Source organism: Winogradskyella flava (assembly GCF_014243395.1).
Lineage (GTDB): Bacteria > Bacteroidota > Bacteroidia > Flavobacteriales > Flavobacteriaceae > Winogradskyella > Winogradskyella flava.
The window spans coordinates 1-17329 of sequence record NZ_JACLCP010000006.1; the positions used below are offsets into that span (position 1 = coordinate 1).

A 17329-nucleotide genomic window follows, 5' to 3' on the forward strand; every position below is an offset into this window, starting at 1 on the left:
ACCTTTAATAACTCCTCTAGAAATTACAATCTTCTGAATTTCTGAGGTACCTTCATAAATCTGGGTAATTTTTGCATCACGCATTAAACGCTCAACGTGGTATTCTTTTACAAAACCATTGCCACCATGAATTTGCACGGCTTCTACAGTTTGTTCCATAGCAACTTTACTAGCATATAGTTTCGCCATAGCACTGGCCATATCATAATTATTGCCTTGATCCTTATCCCAAGCGGCTTTCATCACTAACATTCTGGCAGCTTCTATTTCTGTATACATATCCGCTAGCTTAAATGCAATAGCCTGATGATTACAAATTTCTGTGCCAAAAGCCTTACGCTCTTTAGAATATTTTAAAGCCAGTTCGTAAGCGCCAGAAGCAATACCTAAGGCCTGCGATGCGATACCAATACGACCACCAGACAAAGTTTTCATAGCGAATTTAAAACCAAAGCCGTCCTCACCAATTCTATTTTCTTTCGGTACTTTTACGTCGTTAAATTGAAGTGTGTGTGTATCACTTCCTCTGATTCCTAACTTATCTTCTTTTGGTCCAACATCAAAGCCAGGCATTCCTTTTTCTACTATAAAAGCATTAATTCCCTTATGTCCTTTTTCCCTATCCGTTTGTGCAATGACCAAATACACGTCTGAACGCCCACCGTTGGTTATCCAGTTTTTTGTGCCATTAATTACATAATGGTCACCCTTGTCAATAGCCGTGGTTTTTTGAGAGGTTGCGTCACTACCAGCTTCCGGTTCGCTTAAACAAAATGCGCCTATTTGCTCACCTGTTGCTAGTTTGGTTAGGTATTTTTGTTTTTGTTCTTCCGTACCGTAAGCTTCTAGTCCATAACAAACTAGCGAATTGTTTACAGAAACCATAACAGATGCAGAAGCGTCTATTTTAGACAATTCTTCCATTATCAAAACGTAAGAAATAGTATCCATACCACTCCCTCCATATTTTGGGTCGACCATAATTCCCATAAAACCTAAGTCACCCATCTTACGTACTAATTCATCTGGAAAGGTTTGCGCATTGTCGCGTTGTATGACGCCTGGCAATAATTCGGTTTGTGCAAAATCCCTTGCTGCATCACGAATCATTATATGTTCTTCTGTTAGGCTAAAATCCATAAAGCAATTTGATTATTGATTTGTTAAAAAATTCATGCAAAGATAACTCTTTCTTGCGGTATTTTCAATAAGGAATAGTATTTTTACTAATATGATAAAGTGCGAATATAAAGTAGTTGCGGTAATGTCTGGTACGTCCTTAGACGGCATTGACCTCATTTACGCAAGCTACCTATATGATAATCAATTGAACTTTAAAATTCACCTTTCAGAAACTGTAAAATATCCTGAAAATTGGAAATTGACTTTAAGTCAACTAACGAATAACTCAATAGAAGAGTTATCAGGAATAGATAACGACTATTCTGAGTATTTGGCATCGGTAGTTTTAAATTTTATTAATCAAAATAAACTCAAAGACATAGATTTTGTAGCTTCACATGGACATACTGCATTGCATCAACCTGAAAATGATTTGACCTTTCAAATAGGGAATCAACAGATTTTTGCCGATATGTTAAAACTAAAAGTTATTTGTGATTTTAGAGTTCAAGACGTTGCTTATGGCGGTCAAGGTGCTCCTCTAGTTCCAATTGGCGATAGATTATTGTTTCGCGAATATGACTTTTGTTTAAACTTAGGTGGCTTTGCGAATGTTTCGTTTGAAAGTCATGAAGAAAGAGTTGCCTTTGATATTTGTCCTGTTAATATTGTTTTGAATCATTATGTTTCGAAATTAAATTTGGAATACGATGATAAAGGATATTTTTCCTCAAAAGGGCATATTTATTCCAGCTTATTACAAGGATTAAATACTATTGAATTCTATATCCAAGAACCACCTAAATCATTGGGTTTGGAATGGGTGCAGGAGTACATCATTCCATTAATTGATTCTTGTGATCTTCAAACAGAAGATATACTTAGAACTTTTGTGGAACATATTGCGATACAAATTTCGAGGGTCATAAATAAGAAAGGGAGAAATGTTTTGATAACAGGTGGAGGCGCATATAATAACTTTCTTATAGGTAGGATATCTGAGCTCTCAAGATCCAAAGTTATTATTCCTAATAAAAGCATTATTGAATTTAAAGAGGCTCTGGTTTTTGGATTACTAGCAGTCTTAAGGGAAAGAAATGAGGTCAATTGCCTAAAAAGTGTTACTGGAGCTAAAAAAGATCATTCTTCAGGAAAAATTTTAATTCCAAAAATTTAAAATTAATCTTTAATTCACTTTTAGGCTTTAGAGTTTTTTATATTTGTTATAACTAACTAATTTATAGAATTGATTAAGGAATTACTTCAGAAGTACGAAAATAAATCACCAGAAATAGTCTTTCACTGGAACGATCCTGAAACCGATGCGGAAGGATGGACTGTCATTAACTCTTTAAGAGGGGGAGCAGCTGGTGGAGGCACAAGAATGCGAAAAGGTCTGGATAAGAATGAAGTCTTATCGTTGGCAAAAACCATGGAGGTAAAATTCACTGTTTCTGGACCATCCATAGGAGGTGCTAAATCAGGTATTAACTTCGATCCACAAGATCCAAGAAAAAAAGGTGTCTTGGAGCGATGGTATGCAGCCGTTTCGCCATTACTTAAAAGCTATTACGGAACCGGAGGCGATTTAAATGTGGATGAGATTCATGAAGTTATTCCCATTACCGAAGAAAGTGGTGTGTGGCATCCTCAAGAAGGTGTTTTTGAGGGGCATTTTAAACCAACTCAAGCCGATAAAATAAACCGAATTGGTCAATTACGACAAGGGGTTATAAAGGTCATTGAGAATCCTAATTATTCTCCAGATGTATCCAAGAAATATACTGTAGCTGATATGATTACAGGTTATGGTGTTGCAGTTGCAGCAAAACACTTTTATGATATAAATGGTGATTCTATCAAAGGGAAACGAGTGGTTGTTCAAGGTTTTGGAAATGTAGGTGCAGCAGCAGCTTTCTATTTTGCTCAAATGGGGGCGAGAATTGTAGGAATAATTGATAGAGTTGGCGGCTTGATAAACCCGGAAGGATTTTCATTTAAAGAAATCACGGATTTATACTTAAAGAAAAACGGAAATACTTTGATTTCAGACGATATTATTCCATTTGATGAAATCAATGAGAAAATATGGTCGCTTCAAACTGAAGTTTTCGCACCATGCGCAGCATCGAGGCTAATTACCCAAGATCAAATAGATCAAATGATAGAAACAGGTCTTGAAGTTATTAGTTGTGGTGCTAATGTTCCTTTTGCGGATAAAGAAATATTCTTTGGATCCATAATGGAGCATACCGACCAAAAAGTAAGTTTAATACCAGATTTTATTTCAAATTGTGGTATGGCAAGAGTTTTTGCTTATTTTATGGAACGTAAAGTACTAATGACAGATGAAGCCATTTTTAAAGATACTTCAAGAGTTATTCGAAGAGCATTAAAAGAGGTACATAAAAATAATCCAACAAAAATTGGTGTTAGTGAAGCCGCATTTGAGATTGCACTAAGACAATTAATATAAATATCCTTTACTATGGAAACCGTAATAATTCTCGTATTCGTATTTGGCTACTTAGCCATTACATTAGAACATAATATTAAAATCGATAAGCTAATTCCTGCTTTGGTAATGATGGCCATAAGTTGGGCATTGATTTCCTTAGGCATTGATGACTTTTCGCAATGGTTCGATTCGGCCAAGCATAGTTTAATGGAGAATTTTGGTGGATTAGGTCATGAGGAAAAGATGCACCTGATGGAAGAAACACTGTTACACCATTTAGGAAAGACAGCAGAAATACTAGTATTCCTTTTAGGAGCTATGACTATTGTAGAAATCATAGACTATTTTGACGGCTTTTCTACTATTAAGTCAGCGGTAAACTTCAATAGTAGAAAGAAGTTATTATGGATGTTTTCAATCTTGGCATTTATCCTTTCGGCTATAATAGATAATCTTACGGCTACTATTGTTTTAATATCTATACTTCAAAAAATTGTTAAGGATAGAAGTGTTAGAATTTGGTACGCAGGTTTAATAATCATTGCAGCCAATGCAGGTGGTGCTTGGTCTCCGATTGGCGATGTAACGACTACTATGCTCTGGATAGGTGATAAGGTTTCCACTGGAAAATTGTTCATCTATCTTTTTATACCGTCCTTGCTGTGTATGATAGTACCTACATTTATCGCTTCGCTATTACAACCCTTTAAAGGGACTCTAGAACTGCAAGAAGCAGATGATAAGCCAAAAAATAAATTTAGTTCTACAATGCTGTTTTTAGGATTAGGAGCAATTGTGTTCGTTCCTATATTTAAAGTTATTACGCACCTACCACCTTATGTTGGTATGATGCTGTCTTTAGGCGTTGTTGCAATTTTTGCAGAGATTTACAGTAATTCGAAGTTTGCGATTTCTGCGGCACATGCGGAAGAACACGATGCGCATGCAAGTCATAGTCCTGTGCATTACTCGCTTTCTAAAATTGAATTACCTAGCATTTTGTTTTTCTTAGGAATTTTAATGGCTGTAGCTGCTTTGGAGTCCTTAGGTATACTTTTCGGATTTGCAGATAGCTTAAAGGAAAATATTGGACTTGTAGGTACTGAACCTGCTGGAACGATTGTATCAGATTTAGTTGTGCTTTTGCTTGGTGTAGGCTCAGCGGTAATTGATAACGTGCCTCTGGTAGCCGCCAGTTTAGGGATGTTTTCAGAGCCTCTAGATAATCAATTATGGCATTTCATAGCGTACTCTGCTGGTACAGGTGGAAGTATGTTGATTATTGGCTCAGCTGCTGGTGTTGTTGCCATGGGAATGGAAAAAATTGATTTCTTCTGGTATCTTAAAAAGATATCATGGTTGGCATTGGTTGGGTTTATTGCAGGTGCGATTGCTTTTATGGCGACTAGAGCTATTTTCTAACATACTTAAGTGAAAAACTTAACGTTATAACATACAGAAACTTTTAAACTTAAAACTTATTATATGATATTACTAAGTAATATTCAAGATGAAGCGGAGATTCTAACCGATGGTGAATCCGTAGAAAAAACATTATCAATCATTGAATTAATCACGAGTGGTGGTACTTCGGGTATGGTCATCATTCTGATTTTATTCTTGTTGCTAATAGTAGCAACATATATTTATTTTGAACGAATTTTTGCTATTAAAGCGGCCTCAAAGGAGGATTCTAATTTTATGAATCAGATCAAAGATCACGTAAGTAATGGTAAAATAGATTCGGCCCAAATGTTATGTGCACAACAAAATTCTCCAGTTTCGAGATTAATTGCGAAAGGTATTACAAGAATTGGAAAGCCTCTTGAAGATATCAATACAGCTATTGAAAATGCAGGGCGTTTGGAAATTTATAGTTTAGAGAAAAATGTAAGTGTACTAGCTACAATATCTGGTGTCGCCCCAATGATTGGGTTCTTAGGGACTGTTGTAGGTATGATTCTCTCCATTTTTGAATTAGCAAACGCAGGAGGAACCATTCAAATGGATGTGTTAGCGAGTGGCTTATATACCGCAATGACCACGACGGTAGGTGGACTTATAGTAGGTATCATTGCTTATGTAGCGTATAATCATATTGTAGTAAAAACGAATAAGGTGGTTCACCAAATGGAAGCTAACTCTACTGAATTTTTAGATCACTTAAACGAACCTATCTAATATGAACATTAGAGGACGAAATAAGGTAACTCCGGAATTCAATATGGCATCAATGACTGATATTGTATTTTTGTTATTGATCTTTTTTATGATAGCATCCACATTAGTAACTACTAATGCCATTGATATCATTCTGCCAAAAGCAAGTGGCAAAACTGAGAATAAGAAATCAACGGCTGTAAGTATTAAAAAAGATTTAACGTATTACATAGATCAGAAGCGTGTTGGAGAAAGTGTATTAGAGACCCAATTGGTATCTATTTTATCTCAACAAGAATCACCAACAATTGTTTTGAGAGCAGAAAAATCCGTGCCGGTAGAAAATGTTGTGAAGGTCATGGATATTGCTAATAGAAATAAGTTTAAAGTGATATTGGCAGTAAAGCCGAATTAAACGGCATCATTTTTGAAACTACCAGACTATACAAGATTGACTAAATGAAGTATTTAGAGACCAAACATGAACGTAATTCTGCAAGAATCACAGGCTTGATTGCCTTGATTTTATTCTTGTTGTTATTTTTTGTTGGGCCTCAATATCTAGACCCACCAGAAGAATATGGTGTTGCAGTCAATTTTGGAACTACGGATTTTGGTAGTGGCAGCAAACCATTAGCACAGCCAAGGAAAGCTCTCGAAGAAAAGGTTGTGGAGGAATCACAACCAGAAACTTCCAAAGCTGAACCTACCCAAACTAATACTAAGGCAGAAGAGGTAATGACTGAGGAAAATGCTGAAGCCATTGCCATAAAAAAGCAAAAGGAAGCAGAGGCAAAAGCCAAGGCAGAGACTGAACGCATAGAACGTCAGAAGAGAGAAGCCGAAGAAAGAAAAAAACGGGAAGAGGAAGAAAAACGGAAAAAACTGGATAATCTTATAGGTGGCGTCAAAAATTCTAGCGGAAATGACGATGGTGGCGAAGGGCCTGATAGTCAAGCAGGAAATAAAGGGCAACTAGATGGAGATCCTTATGCACCAAGTTACTTTGGAGGTTCGGGACCTGGAAAAGGTGGAGTCGGCTATGGTTTAGGTGGTAGAGGACGACCATCAAAGCGCATTTACAAACAAGAATGTAACGAGTATGGGTTAGTGGTGGTGCGTATTGAAGTGAACAGACAAGGTAAAGTGGTTAAAGCAGAACCAGGAATTAGAGGTACAACCAATACACATCCTTGTTTATTGGAACCGGCTAAGAAAATAGCTTTATCTCATAAGTGGCCTGCAAATCCAGAAGCACCTGCAAAACAGATAGGTTTTGTAAGTATTAATTTTGATGTTGGTCAATAATTTATGAACTATAATGATACGGTCAATTGGATGTTTCAACAACTCCCAATGTATCAAAACAAGGGCAGATCTGCCTTTAAAAAGGACTTATCTAATACTTTAAAACTTTCAAAACATTTAGGAGAACCCGAGAGGCGCTTTAAATCCATCCATGTTGCTGGTACTAACGGTAAAGGTTCTACAAGCCATATGTTGGCATCAATACTTCAAGAAGCTGGTTATAAAGTTGGGTTATATACATCACCTCATTTAAAAGATTTTAGGGAACGCATTCGCATTAATGGTGAAGTTGTAAGCAAACAATTTGTTATTAGTTTTATAAAGCGAAATCAACTTTTTTTCGAAACCAATAAATTATCTTTTTTTGAAATGACGGTTGGAATGGCTTTCGATTATTTCGCAAAACGAAAGGTGGATATTGCTGTTATTGAAGTTGGACTGGGAGGGCGATTGGATTCGACGAACATCATTACTCCAGAATTATCAATAATTACGAACATAGGCTTTGACCATATGCAGTTTTTGGGTGATACTCTAGAAAAGATTGCCGGAGAAAAGTCAGGAATCATAAAAGAAAAAATCCCAGTTGTAGTAGGACAAACGCAAGCCGAAACACATCTTGTATTCAGGGAAAAAGCAAAATCAACATGTTCTACTATCTACTTTGCAGATCAACTAATAGATGAAGCTTTCAAGAGTGATTTAAAGGGAGTTTATCAAACCCACAATATAAAAACAGTTATACAGTCAGTAAAAGTTTTAAAGGATAGAGGATTCAAAATTTCTGATAGACAGTTGAAAAAAGGCTTGCTGAATGTTGTCACCAATACTGGTTTACAAGGACGATGGCAAATATTGGGCAATAATCCAAAAGTAATTTGTGATACGGCTCATAATAAAGAGGGTTTGACTTCTGTGATACAACAGTTGTATTCTGAAGCTTTTGAAAATCTTCACATCGTTTTTGGAGTTGTTAATGATAAAGATTTAGATACAGTTATTCCTCTATTACCACAAAAAGCGAAATACTACTTTTGTAAACCAAACGTTCAGAGAGGTCTTGAAGCAAAACATCTACAGAAAAAGTTCTTGCAATATAATATAGAGGGTGAAGTTTATAATAGTGTAAAAGAGGCACTTGAAATTGCTAAGTCTGGAGCATCAGAACAGGACGTAATTTTTGTCGGAGGAAGTACTTTTGTAGTGGCTGAAATTATTTGATTTTTTTATAAAAAACCTTTTGAGATTTTAAAAACTAGTCTATATTTGCAGTCCTAATAATTAGGGCGCGTAGCTCAGTTGGTTCAGAGCACTTGGTTTACACCCAAGGGGTCAGGGGTTCGAATCCCTTCGCGCCCACATCCAAACACAGTTCCGATTTGTTTTTTCAAATCGGAATTTTTGTTTTAAAAGTGGTTTTGTCTGGGGAAGTTTAATCTCTTTTTTGTAAAAGAAATTGTATTTTTGAAACACAACGGGTCATTAACTCAGTTGGTTTAGAGTGTTACCTTGACAGGGTAGAAGTCACTGGTTCGAATCCAGTATGACCCACATTAATCAGAAAGTTCGAACATTAGTTCGGATTTTTTGTTTTAGGAATATGTCAAATTTCAGCTTTACAGGATTTTCCTAAAACAAAATATTAAAATCTTACAATGAGTTTTGGGTTTTTTATTTGCAGAAGAGGGTTTAGTTTGAATCAACATTAGCTCATTCAAGACACTTTAGATTCATAGGAATTCCAAAATTCGCTCCAAAGCCATACCTCTAGAACCCTTTATTAAAACTGTAGAATCGTTTAAGTCTAAGTTTTTTAGAACAGCCTTAAGCTCATCGAAACTCTTGAATTTCGAAGTTTTGTTGTTGGTTTTTGTCTTAAAAAAAATCTCTCCAATCAAAAAGATATTGTCGTCAAAATTATCCTCAGCGAAATCAGCAATAATTTGATGCTCTTTTTGATCGTCCTTACCTAACTCAAACATATCTCCAAGAAATAGGTGCTTATTTTTTGCGTTTAACTGGTTTAAGTTGTTAAGAGCTGCCAGCATGCTTGTAGGATTTGCATTATAGGCATCTAGAATAATTTTAGTATTACCTTTCTCAATAATCTCAGAGCGGTTATTATCTGGTAGATAATTTTCTATAGCTTTTTTAATACTATCAGTAGAAACCTTAAAATATCGGCCAATGGCCACTGCAACTGCAATATTCCCATAATTATAATCACCAATAAGTTGGCTATGAATATCAACACCATCATACTTTAAGGATACAAATGGGTTAGCTTCAACAAACTCTACGATACAATCGTTATTTTCATTTGAACCAAACGTGATGATATTCTCAAAATCTTCAATTTGTTTGACTTGCTTTGAATCATCAGTGTTTATAAAGACGGTTTTTTGATGTTCCTTAAGGTGAACATATAATTCGGATTTACCCTTTATGACGCCTTCAACACCACCAAAACCCTCTAGATGTGCTTTTCCGAAGTTGGTTATTAATCCATAATCTGGTTGTGCGATATTAGAAAGAAATTCTATTTCTTTTTGGTGATTGGCACCCATTTCTACAATACCAAAATCTAAATCTTCAGTAAAGGACAACAGGGTCAATGGCACACCGATGTGATTGTTTAAATTTCCTTTGGTCGCCTTAACTTTAAAAGTAGTGGAAAGAACAACATTTATAAGCTCTTTTGTTGTGGTTTTGCCATTACTTCCCGTCAAAGAGACTATGGTAACACCAATGTTGTTTCTGTGGTAAGTTGCTAATTTTTGAAGTGTGTTAAGCACATCTTCAACCAAAAAGCAATTGTTATTTAGGACCCCATTCTTGTCATCTACAACACAATATTTTGCACCACTTTCAAAAGCTTGAGACACAAATTTATTGCCATCAAAATTATCTCCTTTAAGTGCAAAATAAATGCAATCTTTTGATAATTTTCTTGTGTCCGTAGATACTGAACTACTTTCCTTAAATCTTTCGTATAATGCTTCTATTTTCATAAGCCTAAAAATAAAAAAGTCCTGATAATTTTATCAGGACTTTTTTAATATTATTTAACGTATTTATTAGTTACGTTTCTTCTGTGATTTTACAGATTTGGAACCTACTCGAGACACCGCACATCTAAATCCGATGTAATCTGTAGCCATATCTTGTGGGAAGTAACGACGTTGAGCTGGATCGATCCAGTACGCTCTATCTCTCCATGACCCACCTTTATAAACTCTAACTTCATCATTAATCAACGATGTTCTGTTATTGGATTTATCGTATTCTCTAACCAATTTACCCTCAGAAGAATCTACTTCTACTCTGTGCTTTGGAGAGTTGTACATTTTTCCTGTAACATTGGTTCTAGCATCTCCCTCATCAAAACTCTCTCTATAATAACGTGATGAACGCTTATCACCATCTCTAAAGTTTCTATTGTCACTTTGACTGAAATTAGTTCTCAGGTAAGTGTCCTCGTCATCGACTGGGATTCTAGCTATTTCACCAGGTAAGTCTCTTGCAACAATTTTACCATTACTTAAGGTATCATAAACAATTTCATCTACAGTAACGATTTTTACTGAACCATCATCGTTTATAGCGTTTTTAGTATAAACATTACCTCTATAGTAGTTAAAGTCGTTAAACTCATCATCTACAATAGGTCTGTAAACATCAGCCACCCATTCAGCAACATTGCCTGCCATATCATATAGACCGTAATCATTAGGCTGGTAAGATTTTACTTCTGCAGTAATATCTGCACCATCATCAGACCATCCAGCGATTCCTCCGTAATCACCTTTACCTTGCTTAAAGTTGGCTAATTGATCACCGCGATTTACTCGCTTACCTGATCTTGTATACTGCCCATCCCAAGGATATTTTTTACGTCCTCTATATACGTTGTAACTTCTCAGTTCACTCATCCCTAATGCCGCATATTCCCACTCTGCTTCAGTTGGTAGTCTATATTTAACAGGAATCAGTCCAGATTCTCTATTAGCGTAAACATTGATAGGGTTGCCATCTGCATCCGTTTGTTGTCTTCTCTTACCACCTTCGTTAGCGTTAACTTCAGCACTGCCACCATAGGTCTGAGATGGAGCATTAATATAAGTATCAACATCAAAAGTACTATCAGCACTTAAATCAGTATACTGAGCATCTCTTTTAATATAACCAGCCTCTTGCAAAGACATTTCTGCCACACGGTTAGATCTCCAATTAGCATATTCAACTGCTTGAATCCAACTTACCCCTACAACAGGATAATTTGCATATCCAGGATGACGTAAGTAATTTTCGGTCATCATTTCATTGTAGCCTAAACGGTTTCTCCAAACTAAAGTGTCTGGTACTGCTCCGTTATATATTAAGGCATAATTTGGATCGTCTGGAGGATAAACTCTTTTTAGATAATCTAAGTAAATTAGATAATTTAAGTTGGTCACCTCAGTTTCGTCCATGTAAAAAGACTGAATATGTTGCTGGTTAGGCGTATTATTCCAGTCATGCATCGGATCATCCTGTACTTTACCCATGGTAAAAGTTCCGCCTTCTATAAAAGCGGTTCCAGGAGGTGTTTCTTGTTCTTTAAAATCGGTATTGTATTGAAAGCCGCCATTTTTATCGTTGATTTTCCAACCAGTGGCGCTATCTACATTACCAGAATTAGACGAACGCTTGCAGCTAACTATACTAGCGCAAAGCGTTATTGCTATTAAAAATTTTAGGTTTGAGACATTTTTCATATCCATACGTTTAAGTAAGCTCGTTTAAATTTAGTTCCGCAATATAACAATTAAAGGTAAACTGACAACTTTTTTTTGCATCAAAATGCAAAAAAATGTGCATTTCATCCTTTTTTTTGAGCAATATAACGGATTTTTTGCAATTTATCGATGTATTTTACACCTCTATTAACGAGCATTAAAATGAATTATTGTTGTATTTTTGAAATAAAAATAGTGTCCTTATAATAAGGTATTATTATGGGCGTTATTTTAAAGTAAATTTTGGCATAATCAGGTTAGTGGTTTTGAAAATTAAATTTACTAGCAACTAAAACCAATATCGTTCTAAATGAAAAATTGCTATATTTTTCTTTTTCTCTGTTCTTGCATGTTTGTTTTTGGGCAACAAAAGCAATTCAATATTCGGTGGGATGGATTCAAGACGCTCGAAAATGAATATAGAAAAATAGAAGTACCTTCTTTTGATACTCAACATTTTAATTATGATGACGAAACCGGTTTAATGTTTTCTGCTCAGTGGAATAGCGATGGAGGTTTTGTGGACGAAAATTCAGTAAGATTAACTAATGTGACCTACGAGACAATTAGTCCATCTGATATAAAGGACTTGAACCCACAATTAATTCCTAGTGCACCTTTATATAAATTGTATAATACTAACGCACGAGGAAGCCGAACATATTATTTTGAACTTAGTCCCATTATTAAGGACAGAGGTTTGTATAAAAAAATATTATCTTTTTCCATACAATATAATAGAGTGGCAGCTAGAACTCAAAGTAGTTCGAGAAGAGAAATTACAAATTCTGTGCTAAGCACTGGAGAATGGTATCGTTTTTACATTGAAAAGTCTGGTATTTTTCGTTTGTCAAAGGGTTTTTTAGGGAGTCTGGGAATTAATACTAATAGCATAGATCCTAGAACCATTAAATTATATGGTAATGGAGGAAGAATGTTACCTCTAATCAATTCTGTAAATTATCCTTATGATATCGTTGAGAATGCCGTACGCTTCATAGGCGAAGAAGACGGTAGTTTTGATAATGGAGATTACATATTATTTTATGGTGAAGGCCCAACCACTTACAATCAAGAGAGTCAGACCAATATTAATCTGTATACAGATAAGACCTATTATTATATAAATATTAGTCCAGGTAATGGAAAACGTATTCAACCTATGGCGAATATAGATGCCACTCCAGATTTTCAGATAAATACTTTCCAAGATTATCAATTTTATGAGGTTGATGAATTTAACTTGGCAAGGCTAGGACGTCGTTGGTTTGGTGATGAATTTGATATAGAAACTCAGCGCACCTACCAATTTCTATTTCCTAATTTAGTAACAAGTGAATCAGTTGACTTTAGTATAGCCGCTGGGTCTGTTTCTGAAATTTCAGGAACTACACTAAGAGTTACTGTAAATGGCAATGTAGTGAATACTTTAGGTTTTGCCCCGACTTCAGATTCTGTGCTAGCATCTGCACGATCCTTTAATGGTGATATAAATATCTCATCCGATGCTGTTACTGTTACTTTAGACTATGACAATAATGGTAATCCATCATCTAGTGCCTATCTAGATTACATTAATATTGAAGCAACACGAAGTTTGGCTTATGCTGGCGAACAATTAAGATTTAGAAATAGAAGTGTAAGTACTACGCCTGGAATAGCGGAATATATTATATCCAATGCAGCCAGTGTTTTCGAAGTTTGGGACATCACTGATCGATTCAATGTGTCAAATATGTCTAATCCTGATGATCAAACTAATTTGTCTTATAAAGCACAATCTGGTATAGACAGAACTTATATTGCATTTTCGGGTTCGGATACATTCTTGCCACAAAAAGATTCAAGATCGGCCGTTGCCAATCAAAATTTAAAAGGAACAATTTTTAATGGTGACCAAGGCGATTTCCAAGATGTAGACTATATCATTTTAACACCTAACGAATTACAATCGCAAGCAGAACGTTTGGCGCAAATCAATAGAGATCAGTATGGCTTAAATGTAAAGGTTGTTGATCTTCAGACGGTTTATAACGAATTTAGTACAGGTAGTCAAGATATAGCAGCCTTGAGGAATTTTATTAAATATGTCTATGATAATGCTAGTGAACCAAGTAAAAGACTGAAATATCTTTGCTTGTTTGGTGAAGGCTCTTACGATTATAAAGATAGGATTAGGAATAACACCAATCTTGTACCGTCTTGGTATTCTACAGAAAGCTTTAGCCTTGGGAGTTCATTCGTGTCTGATGATTTTTATGCCATGCTCGATGATAACGAGGGTTCAATGAGTCTTGCAGACAGAATGGATATTGCAGTAGGAAGAATTTTAGCAGAAGATATACAGCGCGCCAGAGAAATGGTAGATAAGGTTGAGGGCTATTATGGAGCAGAAGCATATGGGAGTTGGAGAAATAATATATTGTTGATTTCTGACGATGTCGATGAAGCTTGGGAAAAGCAATTACAGGAAACCACAGATGGTTTGGGTGTTAGAATTGAAGATGAAAAATCTTTTTTTAACGTTGTTAAGATTCATTCCGATGCTTTTGAACAAGAATCATCTTCAGCAGGTAATCGTTATCCGGAGGTCAATGAAGCCATTAAAGATGCCATTGAGGTAGGGGCGTTGGTCGTTAATTACTTTGGTCATGGTGGTGAAGATGGTTTGGCCAAAGAACGTATTTACGACAAATTTGATGCTCAAGAGGTTAACAATGTTTGCAAATTCAATCTTTTCATCACAATTACTTGCGAGTATACCAAGTTCGATGATCCTAATAGGGATACGGCAGGAGAGTTTACATTCTGGAATAAAAACGGTGGTTCTATTAGCTTAATAACGACCACGCGACAAATAGATGTCGTTACGGGTAGAATCATAAATGAAGTATTGGACGACTATCTTTTTGCATACGGCTCCAACGAGTACCCTAGCATGAGCGAGGCACTGCGATTGACTAAAATCGATAATAGTGTGGCAGGCAGGCGCTCAAAACGTTTGGTTTTTTTTATTGGTGATCCAGCCATGAAACTAGCAGTTGCAAAACCTAATATTAGACTAACTAAAGTTAATGATGTGGATATCACCCAACCAATCGATACACTTAAAGCATTGAGTTACACAAAACTTGAAGGTGAAGTTACGGACCTAAATGGTAGTTTATTATCCAATTATAACGGTACTCTTACAGCTACAGTATATGACAAACGAATCGAGCGCCAAACTTTGGCAAATGACGGTACCACGGATAGCAATGGGACAATTATCTTGGATTTTACCACTTTAGGTGAAATCATATTTAAAGGTCAGGCTAGTGTTACCAATGGCCAGTTTGAATTTGATTTTATTGTGCCAAGGGATATTGGAATTCCTGTTGGAGAAGGTAAGGTTAGTTTTTATGCGCAAACTACCAGTCCATTATCAGATCAGGCTGGTTCAAATTTTGACATTAAAGTAGGAGGAATAAACGAGAATGCTCCTGAAGATAGCGTTGGACCTGTCATTAGTTTATTTATGAATGACGAAAATTTTGTTTCTGGTGGTATTACAAACGAATCGCCATCACTATTGGCAAAACTTCAAGATGATAATGGAATAAATACGGCAAGTGGTATTGGACACGATATTACCGCAATTATTGATGGTGATGAAACCAATCCTATCGTCTTAAATGATTATTATCAAGCGAATGTAGATGATTATACAAATGGAACAGTATCATATCCATTTCGTGACTTAGAACCGGGTTTGCATACCCTTACTTTAAAAGCCTGGGATGTTTATAATAATTCAGCAACAGCAGAAATCCAGTTTACAGTTTTCGATAAAGACGAGGAATTAGTTGTTAGGAATGTTCTTAATTATCCAAATCCGTTTGTTAACTATACCGAATTTTGGTTCAATCATAATAGTGTAGAACCTTTGGATGTCTCAGTTCAGATCTTTACAGTTTCTGGTAAATTAGTGAGAACATTGAATGGGCAAACTACGGGCGGAAGTAAATCCGTAAGTTCACTTTCTAAGGATATTGTTTGGGATGGAAGAGACGATTTTGGAGATAAAATAGGAAAAGGTGTCTACATCTATAAACTAAAAGTGAAATCTAACCGTTTAAATAAGCAAGTTGAAAAGATTCAAAAACTTGTCATACTCTAATAATAAATTATATTTGCTAACGAATTAACACTAAGTATTTGGCGTTAATAATCTAATAATGAACATGAAGAAATACGCAATAACCCTTTTAGCTTTTGCAACACTTAGTTTCTCATTTGGGCAAGAAACTATAACGTTTCCTGATCAATCTTCCGTAATAACTACGGGAGTACCATTTATGCTTATCGCACCAGATGCTAGGTCGGCAGCGATGGGAGACATGGGTGTAGCCACATCAGTAGATGGTTTTTCACAGCAATGGAATCCTGCAAAATATGTATTTTCCGAAGCCAAATCTGGTGTGAGTTTGAGTTACACACCTTACCTGAGTAAACTCGTCAATGATATTTCTATTAGCTATGCTACATATTTTAATCGATTGAATGAATATAGTGCGGTATCCGCCAGTTTTAAATACTTCAGTTTAGGAGAGATAACATTAACGCAAAGTGAGGATGATCCGGGAATCAACGTGAAGCCTAATGAGTTTACAGCTGATATTGCCTATACCCTGCGTTTAGCTGATCAATTTTCTATGGCCGTCGCCGTTAGGTATCTTAGATCAGATTTAAGAATAGATCAAGTTGATCCAAATGCCGATGCAGCTAGTTCTTTTGGGGCCGATATCACAGGATATTACCAGAGTGAAGAAGAAGCCTATAATGACTTTAATGGTCGTTGGAGAGCCGGTTTTGCAATACAGAATTTGGGACCAAAATTTAGTTATGATGATGGTGGGAGAGAAAATTTTCAACCTACAAACTTAAGATTAGGAGCTGGTTTCGATTTTATTTTTGATGAATATAGTAAATTGGGTATAACTGCCGAGGTGTCTAAACTTCTAGTACCAACACCGCCAAAATTTGGTTTTGTGGATACTAATGGTGACGGTGAGCAAACCGATGATGACCCAACAACTCCAGAAGACGAAAATGAACCAACAATTATTACACAAGGTCAAGATAACAATGTAAGTTTCTTAAGTGGCATATTTCAATCTTTTGGTGATGCGCCAGGAGGATTTAGTGAAGAGCTTAGAGAGTTTACATGGTCTTTAGGAGCTGAGTACACATACCAAGAAAATTTTGCTTTTAGAGCAGGTTATTTCAATGAAGCAGAAGATAAAGGTGCGCGTAAATTCTTTGCCCTTGGTGCAGGATTCAAGTACACCACAATCAATATTGATTTATCGTATTTATTTTCAGCATCTAGAGTACAAAGCCCATTAGAAAACACATTACGTTTTTCGTTGACGTTTAATTTTGGCGATGGCGAATATGATGAATATTAGAAATTATAACTAATCGAGATTTAAAGACTATTGTTTTGCAAAAAGCAATAGTT

General features: G+C 35.9%; 12 protein-coding genes and 2 tRNA genes. 11 read left to right on the forward strand and 3 right to left on the reverse strand.

All coding sequences use genetic code 11. The features are described 5' to 3' along the window. The coding region (locus tag H7F21_RS15480; RefSeq protein ID WP_185790226.1) for an acyl-CoA dehydrogenase at positions 1-1140 on the reverse strand (1140 nt) is incomplete at its 3' end. A 91-nt stretch (positions 1141-1231) separates the two neighbouring features. Between H7F21_RS15480 and H7F21_RS15485 the strand changes: the two genes are divergently transcribed. The 9 genes from H7F21_RS15485 to H7F21_RS15525 all read left to right on the forward strand — a co-directional run bounded on the left by H7F21_RS15485 (position 1232) and on the right by H7F21_RS15525 (position 8599). After that, complete coding sequence (locus H7F21_RS15485) at positions 1232-2299, forward strand: anhydro-N-acetylmuramic acid kinase (RefSeq protein WP_185790227.1); 1068 nt, start codon at positions 1232-1234, stop codon at positions 2297-2299. A gap of 72 nt (positions 2300-2371) precedes the next feature. Continuing rightward, entirely contained in the window at positions 2372-3598 is a 1227-nt protein-coding gene (locus H7F21_RS15490; protein ID WP_185790396.1) for a Glu/Leu/Phe/Val dehydrogenase dimerization domain-containing protein, read from the forward strand. Positions 3599-3610: 12 nt separating this feature from the next. Next, positions 3611-5002, forward strand: coding sequence for a sodium:proton antiporter NhaD (gene nhaD / locus H7F21_RS15495; protein ID WP_185790228.1), 1392 nt, complete (start codon positions 3611-3613; stop codon positions 5000-5002). Between the two features lie 63 nt (positions 5003-5065). Next, the gene (locus tag H7F21_RS15500) at positions 5066-5761 is read left to right on the forward strand and encodes a MotA/TolQ/ExbB proton channel family protein (protein WP_185790229.1); all 696 of its coding nucleotides are present in this window, start codon (positions 5066-5068) and stop codon (positions 5759-5761) included. Between the two features lies 1 nt (position 5762). After that, on the forward strand, positions 5763-6155 hold the full coding sequence (locus H7F21_RS15505; protein ID WP_185790230.1) for an ExbD/TolR family protein: 393 nt from the start codon (positions 5763-5765) through the stop codon (positions 6153-6155). Positions 6156-6199: 44 nt separating this feature from the next. Then, entirely contained in the window at positions 6200-7048 is an 849-nt protein-coding gene (locus tag H7F21_RS15510) for an energy transducer TonB (RefSeq protein ID WP_185790231.1), read from the forward strand. 3 nt (positions 7049-7051) lie between these two features. Then, positions 7052-8269 carry a bifunctional folylpolyglutamate synthase/dihydrofolate synthase gene (locus H7F21_RS15515; protein WP_185790232.1) on the forward strand — a complete coding sequence of 406 codons (1218 nt, stop codon included), beginning with the start codon at positions 7052-7054 and terminating at the stop codon, positions 8267-8269. A gap of 63 nt (positions 8270-8332) precedes the next feature. Continuing rightward, positions 8333-8407 (forward strand) — tRNA-Val (locus H7F21_RS15520). A gap of 117 nt (positions 8408-8524) precedes the next feature. Continuing rightward, positions 8525-8599 (forward strand) — tRNA-Val (locus H7F21_RS15525). Positions 8600-8778: 179 nt separating this feature from the next. Here H7F21_RS15525 and H7F21_RS15530 read toward each other — a convergent pair. Both H7F21_RS15530 and gldJ read right to left on the reverse strand, forming a co-directional pair. Then, a complete protein-coding gene (locus H7F21_RS15530) occupies positions 8779-10059 on the reverse strand; it encodes a UDP-N-acetylmuramoyl-tripeptide--D-alanyl-D-alanine ligase (RefSeq protein ID WP_185790233.1) in 1281 nt (426 codons plus the stop codon). Positions 10060-10125: 66 nt separating this feature from the next. Beyond that, positions 10126-11811 carry a gliding motility lipoprotein GldJ gene (gene gldJ, locus H7F21_RS15535; RefSeq protein ID WP_185790234.1) on the reverse strand — a complete coding sequence of 562 codons (1686 nt, stop codon included), beginning with the start codon at positions 11809-11811 and terminating at the stop codon, positions 10126-10128. Positions 11812-12136: 325 nt separating this feature from the next. Between gldJ and porU the strand changes: the two genes are divergently transcribed. Both porU and porV read left to right on the forward strand, forming a co-directional pair. Next, positions 12137-15985 (forward strand): type IX secretion system sortase PorU, encoded by a 3849-nt coding sequence (gene porU / locus H7F21_RS15540; RefSeq protein WP_185790235.1) that lies wholly within the window; start codon positions 12137-12139, stop codon positions 15983-15985. Positions 15986-16049: 64 nt separating this feature from the next. Next, complete coding sequence (gene porV, locus H7F21_RS15545; RefSeq protein WP_185790236.1) at positions 16050-17276, forward strand: type IX secretion system outer membrane channel protein PorV; 1227 nt, start codon at positions 16050-16052, stop codon at positions 17274-17276. Positions 17277-17329 lie beyond the last annotated feature (53 nt).